Origin of the sequence: Arsenophonus endosymbiont of Aleurodicus floccissimus (assembly GCF_900343025.1) — a bacterium.
Lineage (GTDB): Bacteria > Pseudomonadota > Gammaproteobacteria > Enterobacterales > Enterobacteriaceae > Arsenophonus.
On the sequence record NZ_OUND01000001.1, the window covers coordinates 791,127 to 807,554 of the forward strand.

A 16,428-nucleotide genomic window follows, 5' to 3' on the forward strand; every position below is an offset into this window, starting at 1 on the left:
GCCGGTGGTGTATTTTTCTATGAAATATTAAAAGGCTTCTTTTTACCCAGGAAATACTGGCTCCGATGAGGAAATTTAAATTATAAAAAAATTACGATTGTATATAGTAAGAACAAGCGCACGATATACTCTGTTTTCTTAAAATATAGAAACTTTAAGGCATGTCTCTTTCGCGATACTGTTAGTCCCATCAATTAGTTTTTTTATCCTTATTAAAATTACCCAAAACAAGCATATCTCCCGGCACTGCTACTTTTTCAAAATTAATGTAATTATCTTTTGGGAAAAGTAAATTCTTAATTGCGAACAACGAGACCGGAGAAAATCTGATATTATTCAGCTGAATCTTAATTTGTGGAGGCACTTTCTCCCGAATTTGTTGATTTACTTGGGCTTGTAGATCATCAGAACCAGACGGACCACCTCCAGCTACTTTACCAGTAACTGTTAAGTTATTTTCCATTGTAGTGGTAATATTTTGTTGGCGTCCAGTACCACCGATCTTAATCGAAATTATACCATTAACATTAGACTGAGCGTTGTTATCAAAAGATCCATATTGGTGTGTCTTCTTACCAGTTCTGTAACTATGAATTGTCGTATGGGTTTTAATATTAATCTTCTGTTCCTTTGAACCAGATAGCCTAGTTTCTCCATTCTCTAGAGGCGTTATGCTCATCCCTGATAAATTCCACTCAATCATGTTTTTCTCAAAGTAGTACTCATCTTTTTGACTTCCATACTTACTTGCCGATTCTCTTGTTAGCTTACTAAGATCTATATTCATAGCCGAAACAGGTGCACTATTAAACTCAGCATGCCATTTATTATTGTCTGCAGGTTCTTTTCCTATCAAACTCCAACCTTTAGATTTATCCAAGCTTTCTGGTAGTACTTCAGAGAAGAATAAACCACTACGAACCAGTAAAGACGTTTCACTACCTTCTGGCAATGGTTCGGACACATTATTGAGATGCATTTCATTTGGAAATTTAGTTCGATCTCCAGTCTGAATAAATAGCTGTAGTATGTCTACATTAGCTTCAGTTTTTAGGACTTTGAATCGAAAACCATTTGGCTTCATCGCTTCAAGGGTTGGTACATGAGTCAGGTCTAACCTGTTAATAAGATACTCCACTTTATTGTTGACAAAATACGCCTTGATTGCTTTATTTAACTCGACTTTCTCCTCATCACTTATGTCAATGTTTTCTATGCTGAAAGCGCCCTTGGCCATATTTAGCTTAACATCTAATATTTTATTACCTTCGGAAGTGGTTCCTGACACTTTCGACAGTTCAACGTAAGCGGTGAGTGTCTTTCCTTCTATACTTATCTCTGGATCACAATTTTCCGGATTTTCTCGAATTTTCGCGCACTTTATTAACGCTCCCTTCTCTATCCGCATCTCTAGCCTAACATCTGTTTCGTTATTTTCCTCAAAATTTAACAATGGGTAACCATATTCTATATGGAATTTTTTGATTGCAGTGACTCCACCTCCTATATTATTTTCTGTTCTTACATCAATAGTATTTTTGTATGTGGTGCTACTTTTGAGATCGTCGTATTGTAATTTTAAGGCCTCGTTGATAGCCTTTTTCTCCATATTAAACACAACATCCCAGCCGTTGGTTGCGTCGTTAGCATCATATAGCGTTTTAATTAAGCTTTCCTTAGACCCCCTAATACCTGCTGCGGCCATAATCTTTTTGTGCAGTTCTTCGGCTTTTAAAGCACGGTTATCGAGTTGAGTACTATCCTTATTCATGACCCTTCTAGACGCATCAACGATCCTCGCTTTCACAATGAATGTCAGACGGATGTCGACGGTTACGCCGTTTTTGAAAACCAATCCGCGATTAGTCTGTGTTTTAGGCAATGATACCAACCAAGCGCCAAAAGGCGTTACACAATTGACTCCCTCTGACCACGATTTTCCTTCATCGGTAAAATTTGGCTTTCCTGTTGCGACGTCATACTCATAAGTCCGCTCACGCCATGGAGTGTTGAAACGAAGGTTTTCGCGCTCAATATTGCGGTCAATGAAGGGCTTATTTTCAAACGTCAAGTTAACAAGAAATTTTCCACTTTCGGTTGATTTTACACCTATAACTTCAGCAACTACGGATTGAACGCGCAGATTGACGTATTCTTTAAATTTGGGATGATTAGGATCGATAATGATTTCAAACGTGTTCCCGTTACTCATGTTTTCCGCTATTACCCCTTTAATGTCCAGACTGATAGGTTTGGTCGTTGAGGCTTGACACTGCAAAAGTAAGGATTTAGCTCTTTCTGTCTCTTGGCTTTGTGTGATGCGAGAGCGCATGAAAGTTAACAGACTATAACTCGCGATTGGCGTTGGATTTTGGAGCCACGCATACTGCAACGCTTGATCTTGAAGCAGAAAAGATTTGGCTAATGTTGTGAGCATTTGTTGGTGTAGATAGTCTAGACTGCGGGTCAATCCTACTAAATCAATAGCCTCTTTATCCAATTCCTCAATTTTTGCAGGATGTAACGTGTCAACTAACTTGTTTAGACGCTCAGTCTCACGTTTACTCAACGCTTTTTGACACTGCCTGGTATAAATGTCGCGTTGGATCTGGAGTAGATTTGATTGTGCACTGGCTAACGCTTTGCCTCGGGCCGCCAGAATTTTAAAAGAGTTTACGAGTTCGTTTTTTTCAGGAATATCAGGCCCATAAGCCATGACTGTATCCAAATTTAAAATGAGCTCTTCCCAATTCAATGCCGTTATATCGCCATAGCCGATTTTATCAAGACCATCTAGCGTTTTGTTGGCATGAGTAATATCATTCATTGGGGCATCTAATGAATTATAGACTTTCATTACAGCATTCAATACATTCAATAGTTTCTGAATACGTTGTGCTATTGTGCACAGTTCTTTTACTACTGTAAGCGTATTTTCCGGGATGAGAATGGCAGTACCGAAGCTGAATGTATTGGTCACGACGTCTAAGCCAGATATAATGGCTTGCATCGTTTCCCATTTTTCAACAGCCGCTTTGTATTTCTGCCCTGCTTGATCAACTTCAGCTTGTTGCTCGAAAACAGCATTGGATAATACGTTAATTTTGTTCTGCTGGTCTTTGGCTTCCTTCTTATTTGTTTTAATGACCGAATCATAGTAACCAGACAAGTCTTTTGATGATTGCGCATTCGCTTTGATGAGACCGGTGAGTAATTCTCCAGATTGAACAATATTCTCATTCAATGTTTTTGCTGTAACGTTGGTTAATTCAGCTAATTTGCGTTGATTAATTTGGCTGGTGTTTTCACTAATTTCACGCTGGATTTCTTGAAGATAATCCATAATTTTCTTGACTGAGTTTTCGTACTCAGTGGCGGGTAAAATTGGCACAAATGCCCCATATCCGCTGTTAGGTGAATAGTTACTCAAGTCAAGTGCTCGGAAACGCATCGTCAGCAAATCCTGATTTTGGGTATCGGCTGGAATGACCTTACCTACCCACTTTAGGTAACCACGCGCTAGCTGTTGCGTTGGACTATCCCCTTTTGTGCCGCTTTGTATACCAAGGACCGACTCGCCAAAGGCCAGCGAAAATTCGATACTATCTTTTAAGTCAGATAAATAGGCGGCACTCGGTGGCTGTCTGACGTCGTGGGTAATGGACGGCCAACCGTTTCCATCCAAATCGTAGCGTAATCCATCGCTTACCAGAAAATGTTTACTTCCATCGGAAGTTTGGAAGCGTGCTACGCCAAAGAAATGCTCACAACCGAGCTGTAAACCATCGAACCCTTTTGGAGTTAGTGAGATTATGTTGGGTTTTCCGGTTGCCCGCATGTCCAATGTGTAGCCGAATAGTCGAACATTTTCACCAGGCAAACTCACTACATTCCTTGACGGGCCGCTGACAACATAACCGTAAGAGATAAACGTTTGTACCTCTTCCTGCATTTTAAACTGCATGCCATCTAAATCAAGTCGCGCTTTATAGATGTTGATAGTCGGCGTCGCGATGATGGAAATAACACCAGGCTGGTCTTCCAGAATTATTTTCGAGAAGTCAGGGTCGTCTTGCGGCTTAAAATTAGGATTAATGGTATCACCGAAAACGGTTGACATCGCTGCTTTGAAAATCCGGCGCCATACAGTGGTTCTCTTGTACTCGGTAAATGTTGTTAGAGGGGCAAGCGTGAGTTCGATAGGTGCTTGCTCGGTAAGATTTTTATTCAACCATATACGTGATACCTCCGTATCTTCGCTAAAAATTTGGAATACACTGTCATGTTTAGCCCAAAATTTTTCGTTCCATAGTCCTTTATTCAAACTTTCTTGAAATTGTTTGTTATTGCTGAAGCAAAGAATTTTTCCGTACTCTTTTACGTAAGCGAATTTCCCTTTATTGACATCCGTTGTATAATTTGTGAAATTCACTGAATTAGGGCCTGTGAAATCATTTTTTTCAAATCCTTCTTTCACTTTTTTAAAACGCTCTTCTTCGTATGTAAATACCTGAACAACTTGGTCACCAACAGATATTGACGAAACAAAATGGGTACCGTATTGAGCGAATTGAGCCAGATAGTCATTAGCGTCTACGGGTGTTAATTCATCAAAGACATCGTCACCACCCGATACGGGAAAATGTCTTAGGCGAGCCATTGAACGCATAAAATCAGTATTAACCCCAATGCGGGAGTTAGGTTTCAAGGCATGGACTGTTGTGAGGATGCCATGTTCTTTCGTGGTGTGAAGCAGTGTTTCGTCAAATCGTGTCAACTTGACAAGGGCATAACGAAGAGTGGTATCTTCCAGAGAGACACCTAAAGTTTCCTTCAGCGCTTCCTTTGCCTGTTGCCCTGTTGGCGCGGATAGAAGCAATGAACCGGCGGGAAGAGATGGGGCTGCGTCATCGATAGCCGGTGCATCTATCTTGTATCCGAGCAATTCTGTTATTAAACTTTCTGCAGTTTCATGTAAGCTTATTACAGGGTATCCCCAATCACCTTTCTTTCCAGACGGTTCTGGCGTTTGCGGCTTCATGGGTTGCTCTTTTGGTCTATTAAGAATATCCAGTTTTCCACTCGTAGGGTTCCAGCCGGGCGAATATCCTTTCACTAGATTAGCGGCGACACCTAATTCAATTTTAAGGGGAGTAATAGACTCGGTTTTAGTTGTTTCAGTCATTTTTATTTCTCGATAATAAGTTTATTAAAAGATAATTTTTTTGAAAAGGGTTATTGCGCGGTACACATGTATCAGCGAGGTAATTTCAATATTAGTTTATGTTTTTATATTTAAATTTTATCAAACAGATATTTCTATGAAGTGGAGCGCGAGCGTGCAAAAACTAGTGAATAATTTATACCCTACGATGGTGCTATCAGCTCATCATTTTGGTTTATTCTATTAGACTAAATCACCCATTCGTACCACATTAACAAACTTTTTGCGGACCGCACTAATCCTTTTTTTACTGTTTTTTGGCGCATAAATTTTAACCTCGGGGTCCATGTCTAATCGCACGGCCAGCAGGGATAAGCAACCGTCAATAAACCCCTCGGCAATCTGTAATTTTGCCCGTATCAGCCGTTCATCCACTCGACGTCGGCGAGCGATGGCCCGCTTCGAATAGCCGTTAACGTAATATGCAATAATCAGACTGAGCTCTTCCGGCTGCCGCACTTTTTGCAGTTGTAAAACGCAATTATCGATAATCAGCCCATCATCATCTGAGCACGAAGGGCGCAGAGATGGACGTAAGGGGAGTACTCCCGTAAAACCCGCGGCTATCGGCGACCAGTCTATCCCGGTGTTGTTATCCCGGGCCCAGGTTCCCCATCGTTCTAGCACTTGTTGAATATTTCTGCGCATCGTATTTTACCCTCTGTAGTACTTTAATTGCTTTATTCGAAATGTTTTGGAGTGTGCGGGTATCCATTCCACCATAGGGGTAAACCGCTTACACAAGATTACCTGCATAACACACACTCCAGTGGAGAAGTATTTTTTCGATTTCTCTGCTCATGGTTTCTTCACTCCTGTTGTGAACGGGAATATTTTTACTGTTCATAGGCGTAACAACCTGCAACAACGTATAAGCACTAGGTTTTACATATTAACCTATTGATTTTAAATGAATGTTACAACCATAACGACCGTAACAACCTTTTTCCTATTAAAAATATATATAGTAAGATATCTATAACCTTCCCTATAATGCTTTTATGTGCCCTATACTTACTAAAGCTATTAATAGCAAAAAGGTTGTTACACTAAATTTAACTCATTGATATTAATATATTTAATAGTGTAACAACCTAATAGGTTTAGGTTGTTGCTGGTTGTTACACCTCTCCCAAACCCGACAAACTTTTCCATCAACACGACACAGAACTTGTTTAAAATTGCAATTTTGCAAAACATTGCCAATGCGCATTTGTTCACGTCGCGATATATTTTTCGGTTCCAAATTCAATGCTTCACGCAAAATATCCGCTGACCGTAAAAATTGCCGTGCCCGTGGTTTTTGTCCTGTCATTAAATCCGGTTCATCTAACCAACGTTCAATAATTTCTTGCCACGCATCTTTGATAAAATATTTTTCATGTACCTGATTGGCCAATTGCTCTGCTTCTTGAAATTGAATACCCGTTTCGTTAAAGAGTTCTCGTGCTTCTGCCCAAAGCTGAATCACATCCTTTTTGATAGCCTCTACATCCATTTTTCCAACTTCAACAGGTAACCAACGCCGATTACCGGTTTTATCGCCTAAAAATTCATCTTCATTCGTAGTACCAATACTCAATGAGCGTCTAGGAAATTGTGTGGCGAATTCTTTAAACTTGGGGATCCACTTTTCATGTGTCCGCGTGACAAAGGCTTTAATTGACTCAAGCTCTTTAGTATTAAGTCCGCGTAATTCGCTAATTTCTGCCACCAGACAGCCTCGCATCTTACGCGCCAGATCATCATCTTTCTCAGCAAAGGAAATTTCAGTAAAAAAAGCCGGATCAGGGGATAACGCCGCCACACCTGAAGATTTTCCAGAACCTTGTGCACCCACCAAAATTGGCACCATATCCGCTTTGATACCGGGCTTTAACACCCGTCCCGCAAGGGCTGTCCACATGTAGCGCGATACCGCACGCGTATAAGCGCTATCCTCAGTACCAAAATGGGTATGGTAAAACTTTTCGATACGCGGTAAGCCATCCCATTCGAGGCTTTTTATCCATTCCATGGCGGAATCAAAGGGGTTTTCATCCGCAGCCAGTAATACCACATCGCGAATTAACTCTCGCCCAACCGCTTTAAAACCTTGCTTTTCCATTGTGATACGCAGTCGTGAATAATCAGCATCAGTAAAGGTTTGCCACTCTTTAGTGCCAACAGGCGTAAACATGATCTCATCACGGAAAGTATCAAACCGAATTTCTACACCAACAAAATCAGGGCACATGACGGCTTTAGCCGCATTATCAATGGTGGCTTCTATTTGGCCTGACGTTTTATTGTGTTTAAACGTAGGCCATTTTGAATTTTCAGTATTGGTCAGGTCATCGAACTCATCTACCGTAGCAACTGCCGTTTTCAATCGCTCGGCACCAGGATTTACCCACCCGGCTTTTTGCGCTAAACTGAATATCGCTTGATAGCCCGTTCTATCGGCACGTAGTTCAGGCCATTTGTCTTCTGCAGCGGATAAGTTTCCTTTAGCGGCCACAGAAGACCAATCAAGCCACATCTTTTTAGCTTTCTCTTCAAAGTTAGTATCTTTAAACCAGGCAATGCGATTACCCATATCCACCCATGAAGGGTAGTTCTCGGCCTGGTTTAACATTTTCGGATACCATAATGCGGAACGTAAATATTCAAACGTCTGTTCATTGATATTTTGCAAATCGACTAAACGAGTTAAATCGTCATTATCAGTCTTATGCACGTCGATATGCTCAATAACAGGCATATTATCCGAGGCTAATAGCGTATCAACATCAACCACGGTACCTTCAAAACTTTCATATTTTGCACCTTCATGCGGCGCAAAAATCATATGCGAAGACTCATAGACAGAGCGGTCCCATTTAATCGCCAAATCACTGAGTAATTCGAAACAATCCATCAACTCCTGCTCAATGCGTGGGCCTAGTGTTTTGTACTCAGATGCAGTCACTTCACGGGATAACAAAAAACCAATACGCCAGCGTTGTTCACCCTGAGCAACAGGATGTTCATGGCTAACAGTGGTATAAGGGAAACATTGATAGAAACGGAGAATGCCAGTAAGCGTGTCCCATGCCTCTAAGGTACAACCGTCCATGTCGAGCCATAGCACGCTGCGGTTACCCGCATTCAGTGCATTACGCCCTTTCTTGGCATTTTTCATTGCGCCCCAGATATAATTAAGGGCTTTTTTCTTTTTATCGAAAATGGCTTTTGTATCGGTTGGACTAATATGAATATGCTTGGTTAATTTTTTTATCGCCTGCTGATACTCGGCAAAAGAGCCAGCAACAGCAGGCCTCGGGCGCTGATCACTCACACTACGCCCTACGGAATAGTTTATTTGCATAGGTTAGTTAACCTTTGACTTATTTAACCTTGATGTAGAAGAAGAGTGAGTTATTAGCTCCAAATAAAATTTTTCTAAGGCAACCATCGTAGATATACGTGGATCTTTATTTTTTCCTGTCAGTATTCGGCTTATTGAAGGCTGTTTAATACCCGTATTAGCTTCTATTTCTAATTGAGTTAATCCCAGTTCTAATAATGCCTTGACAATTTCTATAGGTGATTTCTTATTCACGATATTTCTCCAATTGCTCATTTCATTTAAGTATTTAAAAATACCAATTCGCATAAAAATTTGCAATGCGAAAAATTTATTTAAATTTAATTATAATATGCGTAAAAGTATATTTTGAATTTTATACATAATAAAAGGGGAGTAAAATAATGGGAATGGTAACGGCTAAACTAAATAAGAATATCAAGAAATTAATGGATGAAAAAGGCGTCAAAAGCGTAGCTGAACTATCACGCCGAATTGGGATGCCTCAACCCACACTACATAGAATGTTAAGCGGGGAAGTAAAAAGTCCACGATTAGAAATCGTCCAAAAAATTGCTAATTTTTTTAGGGTGGAGGCTAATGAATTACTCTATAAAGATTTAATGCCCCCCAATATTTCCGCACAAAATGAGCCAAAATTATACAAAAAAGTCGAAGTCAATACTATTCCATTCGACTTTTGTAAGGTGCCAGTATTAGGAACAACGCAATTGGGGGGAGGTGGATATTGGAATTCTAAAGAATCGTCAGTTGGACATGACTATGGTTATATTATTTGGCCGACTGAAGATAATGATGCTTTTGCCCTTCGTTGTCAAGGTGAATCAATGATGCCACGAATTCAACATGGAGAATTCGTGGTTATGGAACCCAACTATAAATATAAACCTGGTGATGAGGTTCTCGTTCAAGACGATCACGGCCAGGTTATGGTAAAAACATTTCTGTATCAAAGAGATGATGTTGTTCATCTGCTTTCGATTAACTCTAACCATCCGCCAATACGTCTCGCCGCGTCAACTATTGAAAAAATTATCTATGTAGCCGGTATTGTTAAAGATTCGCTTTACTATAGAGAATAAGTAAGGCCTATTCTAAAATCGCAATTTTATTTAACGCCCATCAAAATAAATGCGAAAAGTAATTGACTAAGTGCATTTATCGCATAATACTATTTATGCGATTTAGAATAATTAATTTAAGTAAACAACCTTGCTCTTTAACAATTTAGAAAGTCGGAATAGCACAGATTTTTCTGTTTAGACCCCTACGCATAAAATGCGATGTACCGCCAAACACGATCAGATTGGCGAGAAGATTAGCACCGTTTCGTAAAAAATAACGGTCGTGAAAGGGCAACACTGACAGAAAACGAAATGCAAACGCAAACAATATTAAAACTTATTTTTATAAATTTTGTTTGTAAGAAAACACCAGGAAACCACCGACGCTTGAAGTGGCTAAATAACCAAGCATCCCCTATCTAACGCATTACATCGGAAAAACCACCATGCAAAAGTAAAAATCCTGTCATCGGAGCGATTTCCGATGAATAACCACGTCCGGCGCTTACGCTATTTACAAAAACTTGAAGCGCTAAAACGCAATGCCAATCACCCATTCCCTGTCACTGTATACCGTTGAGGTTAACGCATAATGCTTACCGCAAATAACCCTCTGCTGGCAAGACTGGCAGAAAACCACACGCAAATGGTTATCGCCCATAATCAACTGACCGAAGCCCATAAAATGTTAATTAGCCAGCTGGTCGGACAATTTAAAAATGACCCGAATGACCCAAACGAACCGACAAGAGCAAGTAAACCGAAACCTTTTGCACCGGATGTTAAGCCACAACCCGTTGCGCCATCGGTTATCACTGAGCATAAAGAAGTAATTGAGTCTGAGACTACTGTCGACGTGCTAATTAAAGCCGAAGACAAGCCAGCACCGGTTATCGCCGAGAAAAAGGTTAAAGCCCCGAAGACCGAAACGAAACCTACTAAATCAGTTGAACCGATTGCTGAAATGCCTAAGCCTGAACCTAAAACCGAACCAGTTGATATTGAATCGCTTGATTTACGTCACGTGGTCGCCCTGTCGGTTCTGTTTGGTGACAAAGCGGTTAAACCTGACAATACGCAAGTCACTAAAGCCAAAGCGACTTTTGCGTCCGAAAAAGCAGATAGCATTACCGGACAAATTGATGCACTTTATTGTGCCTTAAACGGGGTAGCGCAATTACAAAGATTTCCTAAAGCTAAGATCTTAACTATATGCCTAAAAACGCTGGCCAATTGGGATAACATCTCAGGTATCACCGATCGACGCGAATTTGCCTTGTCATTACTCACGGAATTACCTACCCCAGCGGAAGTCAAACCGATTGATTTTACTGCGCTTCGCAGTGAGGCTTCAGCCTGCATTACTCAACTGGTCAAAGGCGGATATCGCAATGAAGCGCTGGACATCCTCGCATCGTTCAATGCTAAAAAAATGGGTGACGTTACCGATGACAATTTGGTTCAGTTTATCGAGAAAGCACAAAGCGTTTTAGCCAATGATAAATCCGAGGATAGCGATGGCTGAACATGCAAAACTTGCCCCCTCATCAGCCCATAGATGGCTTTATTATAACGGCAGTCTCGCACTGGAAAGCCCCCTTATCCGATAAAACATCACCGTTTGCTGAAGAAGGTAGTGCGGCGCATGCATTAGCAGAAAGTATCTTAAAAATGCGCCAAAATCCCTATAATGAAGGGTGTAGGCGAACGTGTGGCTTTTTTGAGGCAAAAGATTATATCGGTACGTATCCCTTGTTAAAAGCCAATTCGCCACAAGTGGATGAAGAGATGATTGAGCACGTCCAGACCTATATTAATACCGTCTGGCAACTGGCGGACGGGAAAATCTTACAGGTTGAAAAACGTGTTGACTTTTCAGCGGTCATTGGGGTAGAGAATTCGTTTGGTACCGCGGATATGATTATTGTCAGCGATGATGAGCTACAAATCCATGACCTGAAATATGGCAAAGGCGTTAAAGTGGAGGCACAGAACAATGCACAGCTCATGCTTTATGCGCTGTGGGCGTTACATCAGTTTGACCTGGTTTATGATTTCAAAACTGTGTGGCTTTTTATCCATCAACCGCGCCTTAATCATCTGTCCGAATGGGCGCTATCGGTTGAGGACTTAAAAGACTTTGGTGACTTAGCCAGATTGAGAGCGCAAAAAGCCATGGAGATGGTAACCCTTGCCGAGCGTAGTGGTCTGGATGCGCTACCGGATAGTACCTTTTCACCCGGTATCAAGCAATGCCAGTTCTATAAAGCAAAAGGCGGGATGTGTTTTGCCCAGACGCAGTTTGTGCATAACGAAGTCAAAGGCGATTTTATCGATTTAACCCAACCTTTAGCGCCCCAACTAAGCGAGGCAACAAAACGCACTACGCTATTAACCCACCAAGCAAATGGCAAAACTCTACCAGCATGTCGATTTGATAGAGAGTTTTTGTAAAGCCCTGCGAAATCGGGGCGCCGCGAGGCATTACATACTGGGAAATCAGTACCTGGCTTTAAACTGGTTACTGGCAAACAGGGTAATCGTACTTGGTGTGATGAGCGTGAAGCCGAAGTGCTGTTAAAATGCGCCAAACTTAAGCAAGAGTAAATCTACCACAAGAAAATTATCAACCCGTCCCAGGCTGAAAAATTACTTAAGAAAGACAAGCCTAATCGCTGGGCTAAACTGGAAGCGCTTATTCAACGGGCAGACGGTAAACCCGTCATTGCACCGGAATCGGACCCACACCATGCCATTATTACTCACCCCTTAAATGACTTCGACGATATGACCGAAGCGTCACTCGCTGACAAATCCATTTAATCAAAAGGTAACGTTATGAAAATCAAATTGAACAACGTACGTCTGGCTTTTCCTGATTTATTTAAATCTTCTCAGTTTAATGGTCAGAGTGAATACAAATACCGTGCCACTTTCCTTATCGCCAAAAGTCGTACTGATTTGATTGAAGAAATTAAAGCCGGTATCAAACGTGTGATTAGGGAAAAATGGGGTACCAAGGATATCAAAAAAATCTATAACAACATCTGCAATAATCCTAACCGTTTTTGCTTACACGATGGCAACAATAAAGAATACGACGGCTATGCTGGAAACCTATATATCAGCGCCAGCAATAAATCCCGCCCATTAGTCATTGACCGAAATACCTCACCGTTAACCACACAAGACGGCCGCCCATACGTTGGCTGCTACGTTAACGCCACCATTGAGTTTTATGCCTATGACAATAATGGTAAAGGCGTTTCAGCGTCATTAAGAGGCGTTCAGTTTTTCCGTGATGGTGATGCATTTGCAGGCGGAAGTGTGGCCTCTTCTGTTGAAGAGTTTGACGATCTTAGCATGGCTGAAGAAGAATTATTGGCAAGTTAACACCCGGGAACTACCGCGGCCTAAGGTAGTGAAACAATCAGGAATATTTAGCACATAAGGAGGCTTAAAAATGAAATTAGATAATATGACTGAAGTCCTTACGCTCGCTCATCCCAATAACAACAGTCATTATCTGCTTAACTTATCGCCACCCGTTTACGTCGATGAGGAAACCAGAACATTAATCAATATGATCTAATTACTGGCTGAAGAAAACAAGTACCTGAGAAAAGAGAATAAGCGACTGGCGAAATCAAATCCTTAATATGGTGGGCTGTGCAAGACTTGAACCGGCAATAAGTAAATTATATTTACTTGCTCTACCGTTCAGATAACAGCTCAAGTATTTAAAAATGATGGCACCATTTATAGGCTATAGACGAAAAAATAAATTATGCAATATTTATTGTTTTGCGATTTAGAAACCTATAGTGACATTCCAATTAATTGTGGTACCCACCGCTACGCTGAAAACGCGGAGATTTTACTTTTCGCTTATGCGTACAATCACGGCTCTGTCAACGTCTGGGATGTGACGCAAGATAAAACGATGCCCGCGGATTTAAAAACCTATCTTGATGACCCAGCGATTTTAACCGTCTGGCATAACGGCGGCATGTTTGATACGGTAATTTTAAACACGGTGTTAAATATTGACTTACCGTTATCCCGTGTTCACGACACCCTGGTACAAGCCCTAGCACATGGACTACCCGGCGCGCTTGGTTCGTTTTGTGATATATTCAACGTCAATAGCGATAAAGCCAAAGATAAAGAAGGTAAAGCGCTCATACAGCTATTTTGCAAATCGCGCCCTAAAAACAACAAAATACAACGCGCCCCGGCGTTAACCCACCCAGCGGAATGGCAACGTCTTAAGCAATACGCGGGTTCTGATATTTTAGCCATGCGCGAAATTTATCAACATTTACCACATTGGAATATGAATGTTGATGAAATAGATTTATGACAGTTAGACCAAAAAATTAATCGCCGTAGGATGTATATGGATGTTGAATTGGCAAAAAGCGCCTTCACTGCCGTTGAAAACAAGCAAAAACGGTTATCAACCGTCACTCAACAATTAACAGACAACACCGTACAGACCGCAACGCAACGCGATGCTCTGCTACAGCATATCGTCTCGGCATTTGGCATCACATTACCGGATATGCAAGCCAGCACGCTACAGCGCCGCATTAATGACCTTGATATTCCACTGGCTTTAACGCGAACTGCTGTCAGTCCGTCTGCAATCGTGCACAACCAGCACCAGTAAATACAAAGTGCTGTTAAAATCGGTAAGCGCAGATGGACGACTTAGGGGGACTAAGCAATTTTGTGGCGCTTCACGCACCGGACGTTAGGCGGGGAGGATTTTTCAGCCCGATAATCTCCCAAGACCCAGGCTTGACCAAAAGACGATTGATAACGGGATTGAAGCGTTAAAAGCCGGTTGCGCCGAACTCATTTTTGATAATATTATGCAACTGACCAGTTCTGCGCTAAGAGGATGTATTATCGCGCCACCGGGTAAAAAACTGGTTATTTCTGACCTGTCAAACATTGAAGAACGCATGTTAGCATGGCTGGCGGGGGAAAACTAGAAAGTCAACGCTTTTAGCGAATTTGATAGCGGCAAAGGCGATGACTTATATAAACTCGCCTACGCGCGCGCATTTAATCTTTTACCTGAAAACGTCACTAAAGCCCAACGACAAATAGGTAAGGTGATGGAGCTGGGCTTGGGCTATGGCGGTGACGTTGCTGCATTTCTGACGTTCGCCCTCGCCTACGGTCTGGATTTAGATGAACTGGCGGAAGCCGCATTACCTAACATACCGCCTAACGTTAAGCGAGAGGCGATGCGCTGGTATCAAAAATCCGTTGAAACAGATAAAACTTATGGCCTCAGCGAAAAGGTCTTTGCTACCTGCGATTCCCTTAAACGCATGTGGCGCAATCCACATCCGCAAACCGTATCATTCTGGTACGAAATTGAAGATGCGGTAAAATAGGCCATTCAGGTGCCGAATATACCTTTTAAGTGCCGTAAACTTACCGTCCCTCGCGATAAAGGCTGGCACAAGATTTATTTACCGTCAGGGCGGAGTATTTGCTACCCTTCTGCGCGAATAGAAAATCGACAAATTACCTATATGGGTATTAATCCCTACAGCCGAAAATGTAAAAGATTAAAAACCTACGGGAGGAAATTATGTCTCTCCAAAGGAACACTTTTGTTGACTATAACGGGTTGGACGCCTATAGAAATCGTTCCACAAGATGCTTATGTATGGGATGGTATCGAATGGGTACGCACAGATGGCAGTGTTTTTAATGGTAATGAAGAAGTTATTCAGGCTTACGGAGTTTGGATGACCCCTGATCACCAAGTATTGACGGAAAAGGGTTGGAAAAGTGCATCACAGAGCAAAAGATATAACAGGTCTTCGTGTCGGCTACCTGACGGCTATGAACTACCACGGTTCAGACGGAAAGAAATCGATCTGGAAAGCACGTTGCACCTGTGGACACGAAATAATCATAGCAGCAATAGAATTACAAAAACAAAGAAAAAAAAGTATAACTGCCTCCTTGCGGATGCCGAAAGGCACAAACAATATCATACAAGAACCAAAAGCACGGAATGTCAAAACACCCCCCACTTTTACTGTATGGAGCAGCATGTTAGCCAGATGTACTCGCCCTTCCCACAAAGCATGGCCAAATTATGGCGGTCGAGGAATAACGGTTTGCAAACGGTGGCAAAAAAGTTTCAGCAATTTCTGGGTAGACATGGGCAAAACATACCAACCCGGCTTATCTTTAGATCGCATCAACAACAATGCAGGTTACCACCCCAAAAAATGCCACTGGGCTACATAGCGTCAACCAGCTCAAAATACTCGACGAGCACGATACGTGCAGACTCCCCCGGCACAATGAATATACAGGAATTAGCTCTCCTAACAGGGATTGCTTCAAGCACGCTTTACTACCGCCTGGTAAAAGGGGTAAGTCCAGTACAACTAGTGGAACACCCAACATATCGCGGAAGTTTACGACCTGATCAATTGAGGGCTCGCAACCGTTTTGTAATAGCAACACCCGATCGGCCCTTAATTGTTCATAATTGCGAAAATATCTGTCAAGCCGCCGCGTGAGATATCTTAGCCTATAACATGCCACCTATTGAAAAGGCGGGTTATGAGATTGTCTTAACCGTCCATGATGAAATTATCAGCGAAGCGCCGGATACCCCACAGTTCTCAGCCAAGGAATTAAGCAAACTCTTAAGTGTTAAGCGTGACTGGGCTTTTGATTTACCGCTTAGTGCAGCTGGCTTTGAGACTTATCGATATCGAAAGGAATAAATAACACAAAGGATAAAATAA

General features: G+C 41.7%; 7 protein-coding genes and 3 pseudogenes. 6 read left to right on the plus strand and 4 right to left on the minus strand.

The features are described from left to right. Nucleotides 1–190 precede the first annotated feature (190 nt). The 4 genes from ARADI_RS04200 to ARADI_RS04215 form a co-directional block, all read right to left on the minus strand. Entirely contained in the window at nucleotides 191–5,185 is a 4,995-nt protein-coding gene (locus ARADI_RS04200) for an MAC/perforin domain-containing protein (RefSeq protein ID WP_119711229.1), read from the minus strand. A 222-nt stretch (nucleotides 5,186–5,407) separates the two neighbouring features. Next, entirely contained in the window at nucleotides 5,408–5,872 is a 465-nt protein-coding gene (locus tag ARADI_RS04205) for an antiterminator Q family protein (RefSeq protein ID WP_119711230.1), read from the minus strand. Between the two features lie 430 nt (nucleotides 5,873–6,302). After that, nucleotides 6,303–8,573, minus strand: a complete 2,271-nt coding sequence (locus tag ARADI_RS04210) for a virulence-associated E family protein (RefSeq protein ID WP_119711231.1) — start codon at nucleotides 8,571–8,573, stop codon at nucleotides 6,303–6,305. A 3-nt stretch (nucleotides 8,574–8,576) separates the two neighbouring features. After that, nucleotides 8,577–8,861, minus strand: a complete 285-nt coding sequence (locus ARADI_RS04215) for a helix-turn-helix transcriptional regulator (RefSeq protein ID WP_119711232.1) — start codon at nucleotides 8,859–8,861, stop codon at nucleotides 8,577–8,579. A gap of 95 nt (nucleotides 8,862–8,956) precedes the next feature. On the opposite strand from ARADI_RS04215, the gene ARADI_RS04220 reads away from it, so the two are divergent. The 6 genes and pseudogenes from ARADI_RS04220 (at nucleotide 8,957) to ARADI_RS04245 (ending at nucleotide 16,407) form a co-directional block, all read left to right on the plus strand. Next, complete coding sequence (locus tag ARADI_RS04220; RefSeq protein ID WP_238149110.1) at nucleotides 8,957–9,655, plus strand: S24 family peptidase; 699 nt, start codon at nucleotides 8,957–8,959, stop codon at nucleotides 9,653–9,655. 574 nt (nucleotides 9,656–10,229) lie between these two features. Continuing rightward, entirely contained in the window at nucleotides 10,230–11,162 is a 933-nt protein-coding gene (locus ARADI_RS04230; RefSeq protein ID WP_119711233.1) for a hypothetical protein, read from the plus strand. 2 nt (nucleotides 11,163–11,164) lie between these two features. Next, a pseudogene (locus tag ARADI_RS04235) lies at nucleotides 11,165–12,460 on the plus strand (DUF2800 domain-containing protein). Between the two features lie 15 nt (nucleotides 12,461–12,475). Then, nucleotides 12,476–13,030: a DUF2815 family protein gene (locus ARADI_RS04240; RefSeq protein WP_119711234.1), complete on the plus strand. Its 555-nt coding sequence runs from the start codon at nucleotides 12,476–12,478 to the stop codon at nucleotides 13,028–13,030. Between the two features lie 70 nt (nucleotides 13,031–13,100). Further along, nucleotides 13,101–13,295 (plus strand): annotated as a pseudogene (locus tag ARADI_RS19455) (hypothetical protein). Between the two features lie 129 nt (nucleotides 13,296–13,424). Next, nucleotides 13,425–16,407: pseudogene (locus ARADI_RS04245) on the plus strand (DNA polymerase). The last annotated feature ends 21 nt before the right edge of the window (nucleotides 16,408–16,428 follow it).

Excerpts from the sequence above, each read along its gene's own strand:
- ARADI_RS04200 (WP_119711229.1), bottom strand. The coding sequence starts at position 5,185 with ATGACTGAAACAACTAAAACCGAGTCTATTACTCCCCTTAAAATTGAA.
- ARADI_RS04230 (WP_119711233.1), top strand. The coding sequence starts at position 10,230 with ATGCTTACCGCAAATAACCCTCTGCTGGCAAGACTGGCAGAAAACCAC.
- ARADI_RS04215 (WP_119711232.1), bottom strand. The coding sequence starts at position 8,861 with ATGCGAATTGGTATTTTTAAATACTTAAATGAAATGAGCAATTGGAGA.
- ARADI_RS04220 (WP_238149110.1), top strand. The coding sequence starts at position 8,957 with ATGGGAATGGTAACGGCTAAACTAAATAAGAATATCAAGAAATTAATG.
- ARADI_RS04205 (WP_119711230.1), bottom strand. The coding sequence starts at position 5,872 with ATGCGCAGAAATATTCAACAAGTGCTAGAACGATGGGGAACCTGGGCC.
- ARADI_RS04210 (WP_119711231.1), bottom strand. The coding sequence starts at position 8,573 with ATGCAAATAAACTATTCCGTAGGGCGTAGTGTGAGTGATCAGCGCCCG.
- ARADI_RS04240 (WP_119711234.1), top strand. The coding sequence starts at position 12,476 with ATGAAAATCAAATTGAACAACGTACGTCTGGCTTTTCCTGATTTATTT.